20 protein-coding genes are annotated in these 18,241 nt (G+C 64.1%); 12 read left to right on the forward strand and 8 right to left on the reverse strand.

Annotated elements, in window-relative coordinates:
• Nucleotides 1–60: 60 nt before the first annotated feature.
• Entirely contained in the window at nucleotides 61–705 is a 645-nt protein-coding gene (locus tag AC0L2F_RS21310; protein ID WP_007614300.1) for a TetR/AcrR family transcriptional regulator, read from the forward strand.
• Between the two features lie 170 nt (nucleotides 706–875).
• On the opposite strand, the gene AC0L2F_RS21315 is transcribed toward AC0L2F_RS21310, so the two are convergent.
• A complete protein-coding gene (locus AC0L2F_RS21315) occupies nucleotides 876–2,843 on the reverse strand; it encodes a methyl-accepting chemotaxis protein (RefSeq protein ID WP_063994759.1) in 1,968 nt (655 codons plus the stop codon).
• A gap of 174 nt (nucleotides 2,844–3,017) precedes the next feature.
• Nucleotides 3,018–3,983, reverse strand: a complete 966-nt coding sequence (locus tag AC0L2F_RS21320; RefSeq protein ID WP_007614298.1) for a 2-hydroxyacid dehydrogenase — start codon at nucleotides 3,981–3,983, stop codon at nucleotides 3,018–3,020.
• Nucleotides 3,984–4,127: 144 nt separating this feature from the next.
• Between AC0L2F_RS21320 and AC0L2F_RS21325 the strand changes: the two genes are divergently transcribed.
• From AC0L2F_RS21325 to AC0L2F_RS21340, 4 genes are all read left to right on the forward strand, one after another.
• Complete coding sequence (locus AC0L2F_RS21325) at nucleotides 4,128–4,496, forward strand: YciI family protein (RefSeq protein WP_007614296.1); 369 nt, start codon at nucleotides 4,128–4,130, stop codon at nucleotides 4,494–4,496.
• Nucleotides 4,493–5,809, forward strand: coding sequence for an RNA polymerase sigma factor (locus AC0L2F_RS21330; RefSeq protein WP_473249745.1), 1,317 nt, complete (start codon nucleotides 4,493–4,495; stop codon nucleotides 5,807–5,809). The genes AC0L2F_RS21325 and AC0L2F_RS21330 overlap by 4 nt, the downstream gene beginning before the upstream one ends.
• Before the next feature lie 94 nt (nucleotides 5,810–5,903).
• On the forward strand, nucleotides 5,904–6,437 hold the full coding sequence (locus AC0L2F_RS21335) for an SRPBCC family protein (protein WP_473249746.1): 534 nt from the start codon (nucleotides 5,904–5,906) through the stop codon (nucleotides 6,435–6,437).
• 38 nt (nucleotides 6,438–6,475) lie between these two features.
• On the forward strand, nucleotides 6,476–6,889 hold the full coding sequence (locus AC0L2F_RS21340) for a VOC family protein (RefSeq protein WP_007614293.1): 414 nt from the start codon (nucleotides 6,476–6,478) through the stop codon (nucleotides 6,887–6,889).
• A 108-nt stretch (nucleotides 6,890–6,997) separates the two neighbouring features.
• Here the strand turns inward: AC0L2F_RS21340 and AC0L2F_RS21345 are convergent, their stop codons facing one another.
• From AC0L2F_RS21345 to AC0L2F_RS21360, 4 genes are all read right to left on the reverse strand, one after another.
• On the reverse strand, nucleotides 6,998–7,351 hold the full coding sequence (locus AC0L2F_RS21345) for a hypothetical protein (RefSeq protein ID WP_473249747.1): 354 nt from the start codon (nucleotides 7,349–7,351) through the stop codon (nucleotides 6,998–7,000).
• A 529-nt stretch (nucleotides 7,352–7,880) separates the two neighbouring features.
• Nucleotides 7,881–8,318 (reverse strand): hypothetical protein, encoded by a 438-nt coding sequence (locus AC0L2F_RS21350; protein ID WP_473249748.1) that lies wholly within the window; start codon nucleotides 8,316–8,318, stop codon nucleotides 7,881–7,883.
• Between the two features lie 82 nt (nucleotides 8,319–8,400).
• Entirely contained in the window at nucleotides 8,401–9,189 is a 789-nt protein-coding gene (locus AC0L2F_RS21355; protein ID WP_473249749.1) for an SDR family NAD(P)-dependent oxidoreductase, read from the reverse strand.
• 120 nt (nucleotides 9,190–9,309) lie between these two features.
• On the reverse strand, nucleotides 9,310–10,974 hold the full coding sequence (locus AC0L2F_RS21360; protein ID WP_063994765.1) for a methyl-accepting chemotaxis protein: 1,665 nt from the start codon (nucleotides 10,972–10,974) through the stop codon (nucleotides 9,310–9,312).
• A gap of 317 nt (nucleotides 10,975–11,291) precedes the next feature.
• On the opposite strand from AC0L2F_RS21360, the gene AC0L2F_RS21365 reads away from it, so the two are divergent.
• From AC0L2F_RS21365 to AC0L2F_RS21385, 5 genes are all read left to right on the forward strand, one after another.
• Nucleotides 11,292–11,654, forward strand: coding sequence for a nuclear transport factor 2 family protein (locus tag AC0L2F_RS21365; RefSeq protein WP_473249750.1), 363 nt, complete (start codon nucleotides 11,292–11,294; stop codon nucleotides 11,652–11,654).
• Nucleotides 11,655–11,816: 162 nt separating this feature from the next.
• Nucleotides 11,817–12,221, forward strand: a complete 405-nt coding sequence (locus AC0L2F_RS21370) for a YciI family protein (protein WP_063996805.1) — start codon at nucleotides 11,817–11,819, stop codon at nucleotides 12,219–12,221.
• Nucleotides 12,222–12,259: 38 nt separating this feature from the next.
• On the forward strand, nucleotides 12,260–12,622 hold the full coding sequence (locus AC0L2F_RS21375) for a hypothetical protein (protein ID WP_063994767.1): 363 nt from the start codon (nucleotides 12,260–12,262) through the stop codon (nucleotides 12,620–12,622).
• A 96-nt stretch (nucleotides 12,623–12,718) separates the two neighbouring features.
• Nucleotides 12,719–13,459, forward strand: coding sequence for a TetR/AcrR family transcriptional regulator (locus AC0L2F_RS21380; protein WP_473249751.1), 741 nt, complete (start codon nucleotides 12,719–12,721; stop codon nucleotides 13,457–13,459).
• Between the two features lie 120 nt (nucleotides 13,460–13,579).
• On the forward strand, nucleotides 13,580–14,065 hold the full coding sequence (locus AC0L2F_RS21385) for a DUF2852 domain-containing protein (protein ID WP_007614282.1): 486 nt from the start codon (nucleotides 13,580–13,582) through the stop codon (nucleotides 14,063–14,065).
• A gap of 202 nt (nucleotides 14,066–14,267) precedes the next feature.
• Here the strand turns inward: AC0L2F_RS21385 and AC0L2F_RS21390 are convergent, their stop codons facing one another.
• Nucleotides 14,268–15,431 carry an acyl-CoA desaturase gene (locus AC0L2F_RS21390; protein WP_063994769.1) on the reverse strand — a complete coding sequence of 388 codons (1,164 nt, stop codon included), beginning with the start codon at nucleotides 15,429–15,431 and terminating at the stop codon, nucleotides 14,268–14,270.
• Nucleotides 15,432–15,746: 315 nt separating this feature from the next.
• Here AC0L2F_RS21390 and AC0L2F_RS21395 point away from each other — a divergent pair, with 315 nt between their 5' ends.
• Complete coding sequence (locus AC0L2F_RS21395; RefSeq protein ID WP_473249752.1) at nucleotides 15,747–16,514, forward strand: serine acetyltransferase domain-containing protein; 768 nt, start codon at nucleotides 15,747–15,749, stop codon at nucleotides 16,512–16,514.
• 35 nt (nucleotides 16,515–16,549) lie between these two features.
• On the opposite strand, the gene AC0L2F_RS21400 is transcribed toward AC0L2F_RS21395, so the two are convergent.
• Complete coding sequence (locus AC0L2F_RS21400) at nucleotides 16,550–17,068, reverse strand: DUF2231 domain-containing protein (protein ID WP_007614277.1); 519 nt, start codon at nucleotides 17,066–17,068, stop codon at nucleotides 16,550–16,552.
• A gap of 424 nt (nucleotides 17,069–17,492) precedes the next feature.
• Here AC0L2F_RS21400 and tolQ point away from each other — a divergent pair, with 424 nt between their 5' ends.
• Nucleotides 17,493–18,209: a protein TolQ gene (gene tolQ, locus AC0L2F_RS21405; RefSeq protein WP_007596319.1), complete on the forward strand. Its 717-nt coding sequence runs from the start codon at nucleotides 17,493–17,495 to the stop codon at nucleotides 18,207–18,209.
• Nucleotides 18,210–18,241 lie beyond the last annotated feature (32 nt).

Below are 18,241 nucleotides of genomic sequence, written 5' to 3' on the forward strand. Positions count from 1 at the left end.
CCAGATTGATTTTTGTACTGTCTTGCATATTATGAGGACGGTCAAGGATTAAATTGCAAAATGGTACAAAAAGCCAAGCCGCCAGCTGCTGCCAGCGAACCCAAACGCCGCGGCCGTCCGCGCGCCTACGAACCCGACGTCGCGCTGGGCAAGGCGCTCGATCTGTTCCGCACGCAAGGTTTCGCGGCGACCTCGCTCGACGATCTCAGCGAAGCTACCGGAATGAATCGCCCGAGCCTCTATGGCGCCTTCGGCGACAAGCGCGAGCTCTACATCAAGAGCTATCAACGCTACCGCGAGGATGCGCGCGCATCGATGGTGGAGATCTTTCGCCAGGAGATGCCGGTGCGCCAGCGGCTGGAGCGTATCTTCGCCTCCGCGCTGAACATCTATCTCTCCGGCGAGACCGGCCCGCGCGGCTGCTTCACGGTGGTCACGGCGGCCTCCGAAGCGATCGGCGATCCCGACATCCGGGCCATGGTGCTCGATGGCCTCAACGAACTCGACAAGGCATTTGCGAGTTGCTTCCGCCGCGCCAAGGAGAAAGGCGAGTTGCCCGAGAGCGCCGATCCAGCAGTGCTGGCACAGCTCGCTTCAGCGACGGTGCATTCAATCGCTATCCGCTCCCGCGCCCGCGTGTCGCGGAAGGAGCTCGAGGCGATCGTGAAGGGGGCGATCGACGTGATGGTGGGACGAAAGAGCTAGGCGGTTGCGTGGCGCGAGCTATCTCCCAAACGTCGTCCTGGCGAAAGCCAGGACCATAGGCACCCGAATCTGGTTTGGCGAAGATTCGGAGTTGCCGCCGTCGCGCCGCAGCTCCTCCCTGGGGTAATGGGTCCTGGCTTTCGTCAGGACGACACTGAGTTTGTAGCCTGCTACGCCGCGCGAATATGCGCGAGGAAACGGTCCACCTCGTCCCGCAGCCGCTGCGATTGCTTTGATAGCTCGATCGCCGAGCCCAGGACTTCCTCCGCCGCTGTCCCGGTCGCGGCGATGCCGGCGGTGACGCCCGCAATGTTTTGCGAGACCTCGCCGGTGCGGGCGGCTGCCTGCTGGACGTTCTGGGCGATCTCCTGCGTCGCGGTGCCCTGCTGGCCGACGGCGGCGGCGATCGCAGCGGAGATCTCGTCGACCTCCTGGATTGTGGCGCAGATCGACTGGATGCCGTCCACTGCGCCGGTGGTCTCGCCTTGCACCGCCGTCACCTGCGCGCCGATCTCCTCGGTCGCCTTGGCGGTCTGGGTTGCCAGCGCCTTCACCTCGGAAGCGACCACCGCAAAGCCGCGGCCAGCTTCGCCCGCGCGCGCCGCCTCGATCGTCGCGTTGAGTGCCAGCAGATTGGTTTGCTCGGCGATGCCGCTGATGAAGGAGACCACGTCGCCGATTTTCTGCGCGGCGTCGGCCAGGCTCTGCACGCGCTCATTCGACCGTCGTCCGTCACTCGCAGCTTTGCCGACCACCGCGGTCGCGTGCGCAAGGCGCCGGCTGATCTCGGTCATCGACGACGACAGCTCTTCCGCGGCGGCAGCGACCGTCTGCACATTTTCCGAGGCGAGCGCCGAGGCTGACGACACCGTGCCGGTCTGCTGCCGCGACCGCTCGACGATATCAGACATTGAGCGCGCGGTGTTCTCCATCTCGACCGCTGCCGAGGAGACCGTGGTGACGACGTCGCGGATGCTGGCTTCGAAATTGTCGGCGAGCGCGGCGAACGCGCGCCGTTTCTCCGCTTCGGACTGCGCCTTGGTGTCGGCCTGATCGGCCTGGAGCTTGTTGAAGTTGACGGCGTTGTCGCGGAACACTGCGACCGCCTTGACCATTGCGCCGACCTCGTCATTCGCTTTGCTGGCGGGGACGGCGACATCGAGGTGTCCGTCTGCCAGCTCGCGCATCACGGTGGTGATGGAGATGATCGGACGCGAGATGCTGCGGGCGATGAGATAGCCGACGATTGCGGCGAGCACGAGCCCGAGCGCGGCGATGCCGAATGCCAGCAGCCAGGCACGGTCGGCGGAGGCCACATAGTCGGCATTGTCCATCACCAGTTCGACCGCGCCGAGGGGCTTGCCGGAAAAATCCCTGATCGGTCCGAGCAGCGCGGCCACCGGCGTCGTGTCGAGCTTGGCCTGCCGCATCGTGAAGTCACCGCCGGCGGCGCGGCCGTAATCGGTCGCGTCGAAGAAGCTCTTGCCCTTCAGCGTTCCGCCGAACAGCTTGAAACCGCCGCCGTCCGCGAGATGGAAGGCGATGTCGACATGGCGGTTGGTCTTGAAGTCGTCCAGGAAAGACTGGCCGAAGGTCAGGCCAAACTCCACTGAGCCGAGATGCTTGCCGCCTTGCGCGATCGGCACGACGCCGCGGATGCCGAGCCCGGCCAGGCCGCCCTCGAGGCCGACCACGACCTTGCGCTCCTGGTTGGCCATGATCACGGTCTTGCGGAAGCCCGAGAGGTCGTCGCCAAATTTGGCAGGCTGGTGCACGCGCAAGAATGAGGTCGCGGGCGCCACGTGGAACTGGAACTGTTCGACGCCGTACTCCGATTTGGTCGCGGCAAAGACCGGCCCGAACAGGCTGACCAGGGCATTGCGATCCTGTTTGGCCATGGCGTCCTGCGTCGCGGGCATCGCGGCGACGACGGCGCTCATGGCGGCGGCGCGGCGGGACTCTTCGGTGATGCGCGATTGCAGGGCATCGTAATGGCTGCGCAGCTCGCGCTGGTCGGCGCGGTCGATGATCCCCGCGATGATCCACATTGCACCGAGCACCGCAAATAGCGCGGTCGCGGCTGCCGTCACCGCCAGCGCAACCGTGATCCGCATCCTGAGGCCGAGCGTCAAGCGCATGTCCGACTCGTTCGTTGAGCGTTGATTAAGGAGACCTATCAACTTCTCGCTAAGAGAGGGTGAACGGGATACCGGCCGAGCGGGTGCCTTCGTGGGGGGACGGAGTGACCGAGAACTCTGGCGTCGTCCTGGCCTTCGCCAGGACGACACCGGGAATGAGGCGCCGCGTGCGGCCTAATACCCCCGCGTCCGGTCCACCACGTTCTCCAGCACACCACCGGCCTCGAACCGCGCGATCTGCTCGGCGACATAGGCCGAGATCGCATCGGCGTCGGTGTCGGCGGCGTTATGTGGCGTCAGCAAAACCTTTGGATGGGTCCAGAACCGGCTGTCCTTCGGCTGCGGCTCCTGCACGAAGACGTCGAGCGAGGCGGCGCCCAGCGTGCCGTCGTCGAGGCAGGCCAGGATGTCGGCTTCGTTCTGAAGGCCGCCGCGGCCGGCGTTGATCAGCACGGGCGCACCGAGCGGGCTCTTGCGGTTGAGCTTGGTGAAGACGTCGCGGTTGAGGATGCCGTGTGTATCGGGCGTCAGCGGCAACAGGCTGACCAGAATATCGGTCGTGCGCAGGAATGCGTCGATCTGCCCGGCGCCATGGAAGCATTCGACACCCGCGATGGTGCGCGGGCTGCGGCTCCAGCCGGCGACGCCGAAACCAAGCCGCCGCAGCACATCGGCCGCGTCGGCACCGAGCGTGCCCAGTCCCATGACACCAACCGTGACGGCGCTCGCCGGCCATTGATAGGTCGGCTCCCAGCGCTTTTCGCGCTGCGACTGGCGCAGATAAAGCTCCTGGCGGTGGTGCATCAGCACGTGCTGCACGACGTATTCGGTCATGCGGCCGGTCAGGTCAGGCACGGCGACGCGCACCAGCGGCACGTTCGGAAGGCTCTTGTCCGCCATCAGCGCATCGACGCCGGCGCCAAGATTGAAGATCGCCCGTAGATTGGGGAAGGAGCCGAGGTCGCCCGGCACCGGCTTCCACACCGCGGCATAGTGCACCTCGGCCGGATCGAGCCCGGCATCGGGCAGCAGCACCACGCGGCGGCCGCCGCTGACCGCGTCGAACCGGGCCTTCCAGCGCTCCGGCAGCCAGTTTTGCTGCGTGCTGTTGATCAGGACGGCCAGTGTGCCCACGGTCATTCGAAGTGCCTCTTTAAGTTCCGTTTTTGAAGGCCCTCCTTGGCACGATCTGCCGGATTTTTCTTGCAATTTTTTTCCGCAGCCATGTCGGGGCGGGGCATAGTGGATCGTCTTCAAAACAAGCGTTCAGAGAAGGTACTGCCCATGCTTTATGCGATCCTTTGCTATCACGACGAGGACTTCGTCGGCTCATGGAGCAAGGACCAGGATGAGGCCGTGATGAAGAAGCTCGCCGTGGTGCAGGAGAAGCTGACACAGCAGGGCCGGCTCGGCCCGGTGGCGCGGCTGCTGCCGACCACCGCGGCTGCGACGCTGCGCAAGGAGGACCCGCCGTTGGTGCTCGACGGCCCCTACGCGGAGACCAAGGAGCAGTTGCTCGGCTTCTATATCGTGGATTGCAAGAATCTCGACGACGCACTCGATGTCGCCCGCGACCTCGGCGCCGCCAATCCCGGCGGCGCCTACGAGGTGCGCCCCGTCGGCGTGTTCAGGCCCGGAGGGAATCTGACGTGAGCGAGGCCGATACCGCCTGGATCGAGACCGCGCTGACCTCGGCGCGCCCCCAAGCGGTCGGCGCACTGCTGCGCTATTTCCGGGATCTCGACACCGCGGAGGAGGCCTTCCAGAATGCCTGCCTGCGCGCGCTGAAGACCTGGCCGCAGAACGGACCGCCGCGCGATCCCGCGGCCTGGCTGATCATGGTCGGCCGCAACGTTGCCATCGACGAGGTGCGCCGTACCCGCAAGCAGCAGCCGCTGCCGGAGGACGACCAGGCGATCTCCGATCTCGACGACACCGAGGGCGCGCTCGCCGAGCGGCTCGACGGCTCCCACTACCGCGACGACATTTTGCGGCTGATGTTCATCTGCTGCCATCCAGGCCTGCCGGCGACGCAGCAGATCGCGCTGGCGCTCCGTATCGTCTGCGGCCTGACGGTGAAGCAGATCGCGCGCGCCTTCCTGGTGTCGGATGCGGCGATGGAGCAGCGCATCACGCGTGCCAAGGCCAAGGTCGCGGAGGCCGGGACGCCGTTTGAAACGCCGGGCGCGGTCGAGCGCTCGGAGCGGCTCGCCGTCGTCGCCGCGATGATCTATTTGATCTTCAACGAGGGCTACTCGGCGAGCGGCGACACCGCCGAGATCAGAAAGCCGCTGTGCGAGGAAGCGATCCGGCTGGCGCGGCTGCTGTTGCGGCTGTTCCAGAGCGAGCCGGAGATCATGGGCCTCACGGCGCTCATCTTGTTGCAGCATGCGCGCAGTGCCTCGCGCTTTGCCGCGGATGGCTCGCTGATCCTGCTAGACGACCAGGATCGTTCGCTGTGGAACGGCACCGTGATCGCGGAAGGCCTCGCGCTGATCGACAAGGCGATACGCCATCGCCGCAGCGGGCCCTACCAGATCCAGGCCGCGATTGCCGCGCTGCATGCCCGCGCGTCCACGCCCGCGGAGACCGACTGGGCGCAGATCGACCTGCTCTATGGTGCGCTGGAGGTGGTTCAGCCCTCGCCGGTGGTGACGCTCAACCGCGCGGTCGCGGTTTCCAAGGTGCGCGGACCGCAAGCCGCGCTCGACCTGATCGAGCCGCTGGCGCCAAAGCTTGCCAACTACTTCCACTTCTACGGCGTGCGCGGCGCCTTCCTGATGCAGCTCGGCCGCAACGACGAAGCCCGCATCGCCTTCGACCGCGCCATCGCCCTCGCTAACACGTCCGCAGAAGCCGCTCACATCCGCATGCATCTCGATCGCCTGATCCGGGACAGCCAGCCCAAGGGCGCAAATGGCGGCGCCAGGCAAGACGCCAAGGTCGAAGGCGCCAAGGTGAAGTAGGGAGCGCCTGTTTCGGGCGTTGCAAAATTTTTGCTTCGCCTTGTCGGGCTCGACCCCCTCCCTTCGTCCTAGGAGCGTATCCAGGGAGCCATTCATGTTGAAAGCCATTGCCGTCATCGTCATCCTGCTCGGGGTCGGAATCGTGGGCGTGCTCGGCTTCGCCCTGACGAAGCCCGACACATTCCGCGTCGAGCGCAGCCTCGCCGTGAAAGCGCCGGCCATTGCGGTCTATCCCTTGGTCGCCGATTTCCATCGCTGGACGGCCTGGTCCCCCTACGAGGGCCGCGATCCCGCCATGAAGCGCAGATTCGGCGGAACTGAAGGAAGGGGCGCGACCTATGCCTGGGACGGCAACAACAATGTCGGCGCCGGCCATATGGAGATCCTCGAGGCGAGTGCGCCGTCAAAACTACGCATCAAGCTCGATTTCGAGCGGCCTTTCGAAGGTCACAACACCGCCGAGTTCACCTTTGTGCCGCAAGGCGATGCCACACTGGTCACGTGGGCGATGTCCGGTCCGGCCCCGTTCCTGTCCAAGGTCATGCAGGTGTTCATCAACATGGACAACATGATCGGCAAGGATTTCGAGGCGGGCCTGGCCAGCCTGAAGAAGCTCACCGAGAAGTAGCGCCGTCACCCCGAACGAAAGCAAAACGGAGAGAAACGATGCTCAATCCCTATCTGTTCTATCAGGACACCTGCGAAGCGGCGTTCAATTACTACGCCAAGGTTCTCGGCGGCAAGATCGACGCCATGATGCGTTCGTCGGACGCACCGCCGGACATGGCCGCGGCGCCCGGCCGCGAGAAGACGATCATGCATGCGCGGATGTCGCTACCCGACGGCAGCGTGCTGATGGGGTCGGATGCTCCGCCCGAGCATCGTCACAAGCCGCAGGGCTTTTCGATCTCGCTCACGGTCGCGGACCCGGCGGAGGGCGAGCGCAAGTTCAATGCGCTCGCCGATGGCGGCAACGTCACCATGCCCTTCAGCAAGACCTTTTGGGCCAAGGGTTTTGGCATGTGCGTCGACAAGTTCGGCATTCCCTGGATGGTGAATTGCCCGGCCGAGGGAATGTGACAGGCGCGATCGCCTGACGCGCCAAGCGGCGATCCCCTCTCCACGACGATGCGGGAGAGGGGCGCGCATGAGGACGTTGCGTCATGGGCCGATCGACCGCGTGCCCTATCAGCGGATCGATCCGGTCACGTCATTGCTCGGTGGTTGGGAGGAGGGAACGCAGCGCGGACAGATTACGAGCTTGGTCCCGAGCTGCCTGTCATTCTCCGCTTCGATTTCGTCATGGATTGCCCACCATGCCGCGGAGTACGGGCGCAAGGTGCCGAGGACTCTCTCCCGCTCCTGATTCGAATCACTCGCCGCGGGAGCTTGGGTCGCCACGCGACGCTTGATGACGGAGGGACGGTTCGGATCCTGACCGATGCCGTCCCATGCGATCGGACGGCGTTCCTGCGCCGGCGCGACCACGCATCCCATGAGCGTTGCGCAAAAAGTGAGCAAGACAAAGCCGTGTCGCATCATGCCGGGCCCTTGGGTGTTGTATGCGACGCGCCAAGTCCGCTTGCCGAAGCTTGCCTCGCACCGCTCAAATGGAACCTAAGGGAAACGCCTGGCCGACACGGCCGAATATGGATGTTGCTGTCGCACCACATTGCGAGAGCAGTGAGGCCGGTTCGTGAAATCATGCGGACCGCATCGCACAACAACTGGCGCAATATTAGGCTGTGAACTCCGGGACAGAATCGTTATTTATTCCGCCATAAATTCTAAAAACTGGGGCGGGCGGACTTGGAAGGGGAGCGACCGATGGCGGCGGCGCTGCAGATCAACTTTGCACTTTGGGGTATGCTCATCTGCGCGAGCATGGAATTGGCCCAGCTGATCCAGAGTTATTACTAGACCTCACGAAGCATGTGACCGGCGCAATTTTGCCGGCGCGCTTGTTCGCTGGCTCACGTGCAACGCGATGGCCGTGAAGTTGACGCTCGCGATCATCGAGGCGATGTAGTTGCGCGGCCCTACCGTGCGGGCGCTTGCGTCCGCCTGATCATCACCGGCAGCGCGGATAGATCGCGGCGAGGTCGCGTCCCTTCAGCAGAAGCAACCGCGACGAGAGGCCGCCGCGGCGGCTGATCCAGTCGCGCACCGGGCCGGGATAGGCCGCAAGCACCGCATCTGATGCTTCCGGCTCGGCGTAGAAGCGTCCGCGCCGATCGATCGAGCGCGCCGCATGGAAGCCGAGCACGGCACGCTTGGTGACGCATATCCGCTCGCCCGGCACGATGCTCAGTACCAGCGTGCAGGCGGACAGGCAGGGACCGTCGATCACCACGCGCTCGCCGCTCTCGCGCACCTTCTCGAACAAATCGAGGAACGGCCCGACCTGTCCACCGGGCGACTGGACGATGCGGATTTCGGCCGAGACAGGCGTGGCGGCGAGCAGCGCGGATGCGAGCATCAAGGCTCTGAGCAAGGTGACGCGTCGCATGAAGCCTCCGCGAATTCGAGTCCGTGGGATAGGCCGACGAGAAGAGGTGGGTGACGCTTCGCTAGGCCACCCTGCGCCGTGTCTATCCGTTCCGCCGTTCGCCGCGCAGCGTCGGCAGGCCGATGCCCGCCGCATCGAAGCCGCCATCGACGGCCAAAATTTGGCCGGTGATGTAGCTGGATCGTTCCGAGCACAGGAAGTAGATGGCTTCGGCGAGTTCCTCTTCCAGGCCGTAGCGGTTGAGCGGGATGGCGTCGTGATAGTCGGCGCGGATCTCCCTGGTGTGCACCTGCTTCGCCATCGCGGTGTCGACCGGTCCCGGCGCGACCGCGTTGACGCGGATGTTGAGGGACGCGAGCTCGACCGCGAGCTGCTTGGTGAGGTGCGCGAGGCCCGCCTTGCTGGTGCCGTAGGCCGAGCGCAGCGTCGAGGCGCGCACCGCCGAGATCGAGGTGACGTTGACGATGGCGCCGCCATTGCCGTCGCGCATCAGCGGCACCGCCGCCTTGGTGCAGAGGAACGGGCCGGTGAGGTTGACCTCGAGCACGCGCCGCCAATCGGTCTCCGACGTCTCCATCAGCGGCGCGAACACGGCAATGCCGGCATTGTTGACGAGCGCGTCGAGCCGGCCAAACCGCTGTTCGACCGTCGTCATCGCAGTGGCAACCGCGGCTGCGTCCGAGACGTCGCAGGTCAACGCCAGCGTGGCTTCGTCCCGGCCGATCTCGGCGACCGCGCGGCCAAGCAGTTCGCCCTCGATGTCGAGCAATGCCACCCGCCAGCCCTCGGTCAAAAATTTCTTCGCGGTCGCAAGTCCGATGCCGCGTGCGGCTCCGGTGACGAGGGCGATCTTCTGCGGGGAGCCGGTCATAGCTTATCCGTGGTTCGGGAATTGAGGCGGTCTCCCTACCACGAAAGCCGCGAGGAGACGCGACAAACTATTGCGCCGTTAGCTCGTCGAGGCTCTCCTGTTGCGGCCGCGCAGGTCGGCTCAAGCCAGCTCCGCCGTGGCGCGTTGCATGTTGGCCGACATGTCGGCCGTCACGATGCTCTGTTCCTCGACCGCGGCGGCGGTAGAGGCGATGAACTCGTTGACGCCGGCGATGGCGACCTTGATTGCGGTCAGCGAGCTTGCAACGTCGCCGGAGATGGTGTTCAGCGCGTCGATTTCTGATGTGATGGTGTCGGTCGCCTGCTTGGCCTGATTGGCTAGGCTCTTCACCTCGGAGGCGACCACGGCGAAGCCGCGGCCGGCTTCGCCCGCGCGCGCCGATTCGATCGTGGCGTTGAGCGCGAGCAGGTTGATCTGGCCGGTGATGCCCGAGATCATCTCGACGATGCCGCTCATCGCCTGCGCCGCTGCGTTCAGCCGCTGCGCCTGGCCATCGGCGGCCTCGACGCGGGTGGTCGCGACCTTCGAATTCTCGCGCGACTTCGCCATGGTCGCGGAGATCTCGCGGATCGAGGCGCTCATCTCTTCGCTGCCGGCCGCGACCGCCTCGATCAGACCGCGCGCGTTGTCGGCCTTCTTGCGGCCGATCGCCTGCGCGGTGATGTCGGTGGCATATTTCACCACCTTGTAGGGTTTTCCGTTGAGGTCGAGGATCGGGTTGTAGGACGCCTGGATCCAGATTTCGCGGCCGCCCTTGGCGATCCGCTTGTATTCGGCGGCCTGGTATTCGCCGCGGTTGAGCGTCTCCCAGAACTGGCGGTAGGCCGTCGAATTCTTCACGTTCGGCTCGACGAACATGGAGTGGTGCTGTCCCTTGATCTCTGCCAGCGAATACCCCATCGCCTTCAAGAAGTTCTCGTTGGCGGTGCGGATGGTGCCGTCCATGTTGAATTCGATCACCGCTTGCGATTTCTGGATCGCGGCGAGCTGTCCGTCATTGTCGGCCGCCTTCATCTTCTGCGCGGTGACGTCGGTCGCAAACTTCACTACCTTGAACGGCCTGCCCATCTCATCGAGGATCGGGTTGTAGGTTGCCAAAATCCAGATTTCGCGTCCGCCCTTGCCGATCCGCTTGTATTCGGCGGCTTCGAACTGGCCGCGGTTCAGCCGCCCCCAGAAGTCGGCATAGGCAGAGCTCGCGCGATCCTCCGGCGTCACGAACATGCTGTGGTGCTTGCCCTGGATCTCGTCGAGCGAGTAGCCCATTGCGCCCAGGAAATTCTCGTTGGCGGTGAGGATGGTGCCGTCCATGTCGAATTCGATCACGGCCTGGGCACGGTTGACGGCGGCGATCTTGCCCGCGTCCTCCATGGTCTTGACCTTGTATGCCGTGATGTCGGTGGCGAACTTGATGAAGCTGACCACCTTGCCGTTCTCGTCGCGCAGCGGCGCGTAGGAGGCGTGGACCCAGACTTCCTTGCCGTTCTTGCCGAAGCGCTTGTATTGCGTGGTCTGGAACTCGCCGCGGTTCAGGCTGGCCCAGAAGTCGCGGTAACGGGCGCTCTCGCGTTCAGTCGGGCTGACGAAGATGCTGTGATGCTTACCCTTGATCTCCGAGAGCGTATAGCCGCTCATCTTGAGGAGATTTTCGTTGGCATCGAGAATGGTGCCGTCGAGGCCGAATTCGATCACGGCCTGGGACCGGTCGAGCGCCTCGACTTCCGCGATCGCGTGCCTGACTTTCTTGCTTTGGAAATTGAACACGTAAGCTCCGCCTAATGCTGAGGGGCGAATCAGCCGGATTGTCATACCGTTTCGCTCAAGCTAAAAAGTTGCATGGGCTTCTTTAGCAACTGTAAATTCCTGCACGAGACGTTGCCCGCTCTGTATTTCGCACGCGTCCGCCATGTTGCTCAGGTTGCAAGCATTCTTGATTCATATGCACGGCGGAGGTCATAGAACGAGCCGTATTTGTACGGGCCGCCGCGTGCATTATTTTTCGCGTGGTTGCTGCCGGACGTGATGTCGGCGCGGCTGCGCGTCAATCGTCTTCAAGACGATGCTGATTACGGAACCGTTCGATGACGAATCCCGAGCGCCTGATTCGACACCTCTTCGCCGCCTATCTCGGCAACGACCGGCAACGGGTCGCCGACGCGTTGGCCGACGATTTCCGCTTCACCAGCCCGTTCGACGACGACCTCGACAAGGCGGCCTATTTCGAGCGTTGCTGGAGGGACACCGGCTGGATCGTAAGGCACGACATCGAGCGGATTTTCGTCCAAGGCGACGAGGCCTTCGTCACCTATTTTTGCTTGGCGACAGATGGCAGGAGCTTTCGCAACACGGAGTTCTTCACCTTTGCCGGCGACAAGGTTCGCCGCATCGAGGTTTATTTCGGCGCTGCCCGGCAGGACGGGCGTTTCCTGCCGCAGCCCCGCTAGCAGCCAGCCAACAATCTCCAGAATAATTTTCGTCACCTGTCGGTTTCGTCAAGGTTCCTTCGTCTTGGAGGTGAGGGCGGGCGGCCCGGGCCGTCGCTCCCGTCCATCCGGAGTGGCGCCTCGCCGCGCAACCCGAACGACAAAAGCGCGCAAGGAATGCTCATGCGATTCATGATGCTGATGATCCCGCTCGGCTACGAGACCGCGGCGCCCGACGTTCAACTCGATCCCGAGCGGGTCGCTGCGATGATGCGCTACAACGAGGTGCTGAAGGACGCCGGCGTGCTGATCACGCTCGACGGCCTGCACCCGCCCTCGATGGGCGCGCGCGTCTCGTTTGCGGCCGGCGAGCCCATCGTGACCGATGGTCCCTTCGCCGAGGCCAAGGAGGTCCTGGGCGGCTACTGGATGATCGAGGTTGCCTCGCGTGCCGAGGCGATCGCCTGGGCCAGGCGGTGTCCGGCCGCACCGAACGAAATCATCGAGATCCGTCAGGTGCAGGAGATGAGCGACTTTCCGCCTGACGTGCAGGAGGCCGCCGCCGGTTTCGGCGACCTGAAGAAATAGCCGCAGCTTCGTTTATCCATCATCAAGGGAGAGAACCGATGAGCACCGACACCTATCTCGCCGTTTTCCTCGGCAGCAAGACCAGCTCCAAATGGGCCGCATGGAATGCGATGCCCGAGGTCGAGCGCAAAGCAAAGGAGCAGGAGGGCATGGCGGCCTGGAAGGGCTGGGTGGAAAAGCACCGGGGCGCGATCGAGGCCATGGGCGGGCCGCTCGGCAAGACCAAGAAGGTCGAAGGCAAGGGCATCGCCGACATCGCCAACGAAATGGGCGCATTCACCGTGGTGCGCGCGGCGTCCCATGAAGCCGCGGCCAAGATGTTCGAGAACCACCCGCACTTCACGATCTTCCCCGGCGAACGCGTCGAGATCATGCCGGTGCTCCCGATCCCCGGCGGCTAGGATCTCGGCCGCCGCCCCGGACCGGGAAGAATACGGGTCGATCAAACCCGTCGCCGCTAGTGACCTTCCTGCCCGGCTCATGTAAAGGTCGTTCACATGAGCTGGCGCAAGGAGACGCGCCGCGCCGAGCGCGGCTATCACCACGGCAATCTGAAGGAAGCCCTGTTGCAGGCCGCCCTCGGGCTGATCGCCGAGAAGGGCGCGGCCGGCTTCACCTTTGCCGATGCCGCGCGCATGGCCGGCGTCAGTGCGGCAGCGCCGTACCGGCATTTTCGCGACCGTGAAGAACTGCTGTCCTCGATCGCGCAGCGCGGCTTCGAGCAGTTTGAATCGCGCCTGACCGCGGCCTGGGACGACGGACGGCCCGACACCGTCACGGCGTTCGAGCGTGTCGGTAAAGCCTATCTCGCCTTCGCCCGCGAGGAGCCCGCGTTCTACAACGCGATGTTCGAATCGGGCGTGCCGGTGGATTCCAATCCGGCGCTCCAGGCCGCCAGTGAGCGTGCTTTCAACATCATTCGTGCTGCGGCGGAGCGGCTTGCCGCGCTGGCGCCGCCGGGCACGCCGCGGCCTCCGGCGATGATGATGGCGCTGCACATCTGGTCGATGGCACATGGCGTGGCCTCGCTGTTCTCCCGCGGTGACGCCGCGCGTCGAAAGCTGCCGATGTCGCCGGACGAGCTGCTCGAAGCCGAGGTGCTGATATATCTGCGCGGTCTCGGCTTCCCGACCGATCGCCGTCCTCCGGCGAAAAGCGCCGAGCCGCCGCCGGTGCCACCGGAGGCATCCTCCGGTTCAGGCGTGCCGCCCGGTGGTCCCTGGGGCAAGCCGAAATAAAGTTACACAAATAATTGCGTGGCCCTGTCAGGCGGTCGGCTTGACAAAATCGAGGGATGATCTACCTATGTAAATGTTATTTACATTCACAACGGCGCTGATGCCGTCATGGAGAGGGAAATGGCCTACACCGCTGATGTCAATCGATGGCGCGGCCCTTCGGACCAACACTACGAGCGCCCCCACATGCTCAATACGCCCTGGCATCCCGGCTGGATCGCCGTGACCATCGTCGGCTTCATCATCTGGTGGCCGATCGGACTCGCCCTTCTCTTTTTCACACTCGGGAGCAGAAGAATGTCGTGCTGGAGCAACCAGGATCGCTGGCAGAACAAGATGGAGCGGATGCAGTACAAGATGGATCGTATGCGCGGCCGCATGGAGCGCCACGGTTTCGGCTTTGGCTTCGGCCCGCCCTCGAGCGGCAACCGCGCCTTTGACGAGTACCGCACCGAGACACTGCAGCGGCTCGAGGAAGAGCAGGTCGAGTTCAAGAATTTCCTCGACCGTCTGCGTCACGCCAAGGACAAGGAAGAGTTCGACCAGTTCATGGCGCAACACAAGACGCGCCCTACCCCGCCGCCGACCGACCAGCAGCAGGGTTGATCTCAAACTTGATCTCGGGACTGACGCCTCTCAAAGCCGTCAGGCGCATGCCCCCAAAGTCCTGATGGCCCCGAGCCGCCCGCCTGCGCAACCCGCAGGCGGGCGGTTTGGTTTGGGGATGCGCGTCAGGCTGCCGCGACCGTCCGGATTGCCTTGGTTTGGAAAAAGCTTGGTCTGGAAAGTCTGGTCCGGAGAGACTTGGTCAGCGCGCCGTGGCGAGCTGCGCGCGAACCGACTCCATGAAGTGTTCGTAGGCGTAGTCCACGATCTCGTTGAGCGATCGCGTGCGCGCGAACATCGCCTTGGCCTCGGCGAGAAACTCCTCGCGGGTCGGAATCTTCGGCAAATGCAGATGCGTCAGTGCATCGACGCCTTCGTGCGCGCGACTGAGGATGTCGTGCAGCGTCGGCAGTTGCAGCTGGGCCAAATCGGCTCGGCGTAGCGCCGACGAGATCGCGTGCGCCAGGGTCTGCGCATCGAACCGTCCAGCAAGCTCGCGGCCCGCCCGGTTGATCACGCGTGCGCCGAGCGGCTGCTCGTTGCGCAGCACCTGCTCGGGCGGCGACTTCATGTTCCAGACGATGCCGAACCAGGACAGCACCTTCAGGATGTAATAGGTGATGTCGATTTCCCACCAGCGAAAACCTTGTCGCACGCTGCTCTGGTAAGCGTGGTGATTGTTGTGCCAGCCCTCGCCGAGGGTGAACAAGGCCAGCAGCCAATTGTTGCGGGAATCATCGCCGGTCACGTACCGCTTGCGTCCATGCACATGGGCGAGGGAATTGATGCAGAAGGTCGCGTGATAGACCAGCACGGTGCTCCACAGGAAGCCGACGACGAGACCGGACCATCCGCCAACCAGGAAGCAGAGCGCAGCCAGCGTGACGGCTGGGAGGAGTTCGAGGCGATGCAGCCACATCAGCTCCGGATAGGCGGCGAAATCGCCGACCTTCACGAGGTCGGTGCCATCGTGCTGCCGGTAGAAAATCCAGCCGAGATGACTGTAGAGGAAGCCCCGATGACGCGGCGAATGCACGTCGTCTTCGGTATCGGAATGCAGATGATGATGCCGATGCTTGGCCGCCCACCACAAAACGCTTTTCTGCGCGGTGCTTTGCGCAAGCCAGGCCAGGATGAATTGAAACACCCGGCCGGTCGCGAAAGCCCGATGGGAGAAATAGCGGTGGTAACCCGCTCCGATCGCAAACATGCGGACGACATACAGCGAGGCGCAGATCGCGATGGCCTGCCAGGTCACGCCGGTCCAGATCGCCGCAATGCAGCCGAGATGGACCAGCAGGAACGGCAGGGCGGAGGGATACATGATGTCGTCGTGTTGGTCGTCGGCGGAGGCGTTAGGCGACATGGATTGGCGTGACCTTGGATGACGGGATTCCGGAGTCGCTTCGGCAGCATTGAGGGCCGCTGTGTACGACAAACCCGGGGGGTGGCGGACCGCTGCGGGGCTTCGAACGAGATACTTTGCCTGAACAACCCGGGCCAGCGCGACAGCACGATCCTGAGACCATAGCTTCGGCCGGGAACTCGACTGATCCCATATATATGATCCCGTCCGCTTGGCATGCAAGCTCGTAGCCTCACGGGGTGCGTGGCGCGCGGGCTGCCGACGCTCTATATCCGTCAGTGAAAAGGAAGCGTCAAAACATCGCAGGCGGCAACGATGACGGAAGCGGCGATGATGGCGAGCGAAACCCTCTGGCAGAAGATCCGCGACGAGGCGCAGCGCGCAGCGGCAGCAGACCCCATATTCGGCCGGACTCTTGGCGGCCTCATCTTCGCCCATGACGATTTTACCGCCGCACTATCCGACCTGATCGGACGGCGGCTTGGCGACAGCGCGGCCGAACGCGGGCGCTTCAGGACATTTTCCCGCGACGCCTTCAATGGCCAGCCCGATCTGATCGAGGCGGCCGGCCGCGACTTGCAAGCCATCGTGCTCCGCGATCCCGCCATCACCGGACTGTTGGCGCCGCTGCTGCATTTCAAGGGCTACGTCGCCTTGCAGGCCTGGCGCGTCTCGAACTGGCTCTGGCATCACGACCATCGCGACGCGGCGCTGCTGTTTCAGAACGAGGCCTCGAACGTCCTGCAGGTCAGCATTCATCCGGCGGCGAGCTTGGGATCATCGGTGTATCTCGACCACGCCACCGGCATAGTGATCGGCGCCGATGTGGTGATCGGCGACGAGGCCACCATCCTTCAGAACGTCAGCATCGGTCGCGGCACGGAACTGCCGGCGCGCTCGCCTCGCATTGGTCGCGGCGTGTTCATCGGCTCCGGCGCGACAATTCTCGGCAACGTCAGGATCGGCGATTTTGCAAAGATCGGCGCCGGCACCGTCGTGACGTGCGACGTGCCCCCGGGCTGTACCGCAGTCGGCAATCCGGCGCGGCTGACCAATTGCCCCGAACCCGCCTCGGCGGCCTGACTCGCCCTCACGTCATCAGGCGACGTGCTCCTCGGTCAGGCGGCGCGGCGGCGGCTCTCGCCGCCATGATGCGGCGTGACTGGCTTCGAACTGGTCTGGCCCGGTGCGTCCAGTACCGCGACATGATGCCGGTAGACCATTTCCCAGCCCTTCCATCCCGTGAACAGGAGGATGCCGACCACGATCAGCGAGAGCACCACGCCCCACGGCTTGACCGCAGCCTCCGCGCCTTGCGCGTAGCGGAGGTAGAAATTGATTGCGGCGAGCACGACCGCCACGAGATTGCCGACCATGTGATACCAGGCATCGTTGAGGCTGCGGATACGGGCGTCGCTGAAGAAGTCGGTGAAGCCGGCCACGGCGGCAACGAGCGCCATGACGATGCCGGCGCCGATCAGCCAAATCGCGGCTCTGGCCCAGAAGCCGTCACCGGTTCCGATGAAGGCGAGATCGGCGATGGGCGCGCCGACCAGGAAGGCGACGGGGAACGGGATGATCATGGGGTGGAGCGGATGATCGCCGATGGCGGCGGTCGACTTGGGGTTGATGCTCATGGCAAAACCTCGCGAGAAGTGATTTTCGGGACAAATTTTCGGGCGAGGGCTGGTTCCTCCGACGTGATGTCAGCACCCGCCGAGGCCGGCAGATTGCCAACCGCCTGCAACGCCAGGCTTTCCTGGGGCCAAATTCAGTCCCGGTAACCCAGCATTAACCATCGCCGGGCTCTGGTAATTGCGGACAATCGCGCCCAAAGCCCGAAGTCTGAGCCTTGGGTCGAGGCCCATAGTTTTGACATCTTGGCAGGGAATGCAGGCGGCCGGCTTTGGACGAGCCCTGCACCCCAGAAAGACAAGGCTTTGAGCGGGCTTGCCGGCCGCGCCGGGTTCTAGCGCGGCCATTGGGGAACCGGCGGCCATTTGCTGGCCGGGACATTAGGTCGGGACATCAGGTAACGATCGCCTTGAGAGGATACTGCTTATGAATCCGGCCGACGTGGCTCAGTCAGCCCTTCCGGTTGCCGCTTCCGCGGACGTGTCGCTGATCGCGCTGTTCTGGCAGGCTCACTGGATCGTGAAAGCGGTGATGCTGGGGCTTCTCGCCTGCTCGGTCTGGGTCTGGGCAATCGCCATCGACAAGATCTTCCTGTTTGCCCGCACCCGCCGCTCGATGGACCGTTTCGAGCAGGCCTTCTGGTCCGGCGAGTCGATCGAGGACCTCTATCGCACGCTCTCGGCCAAGCCGACGCATTCGATGGCGGCCTGCTTCGTCGCGGCGATGCGCGAGTGGAAGCGTTCGTTCGAGAGCCAGGCCCGCTCGGTCGCGGGCCTTCAGATGCGCATCGACAAGGTCATGAATGTCTCGATTGCCCGCGAGGTCGAGCGGCTGGAACGCCGGCTGCTGGTGCTCGCCACCGTCGGCTCCGCAGGCCCCTTCGTCGGCCTGTTCGGCACCGTTTGGGGCATCATGTCGAGCTTCCAGTCGATCGCGGCGTCGAAAAATACCTCTCTGGCGGTGGTGGCCCCCGGCATCGCGGAGGCGCTGTTTGCGACCGCCGTCGGCCTTATCGCCGCCATTCCTGCCACTATTTTCTACAATAAGTTCACCTCCGAGGTGAACCGGCAGGCCCAGCGGCTCGAAGGCTTCGCCGATGAATTTTCAGCCATCCTGTCGCGCCAGATCGACGAGCGGGGCTGACGGACGGCATGTATAGTGTGAAGGGCAATTTG

It is taken from the genome of Bradyrhizobium sp. Ken64, assembly GCF_055807555.1.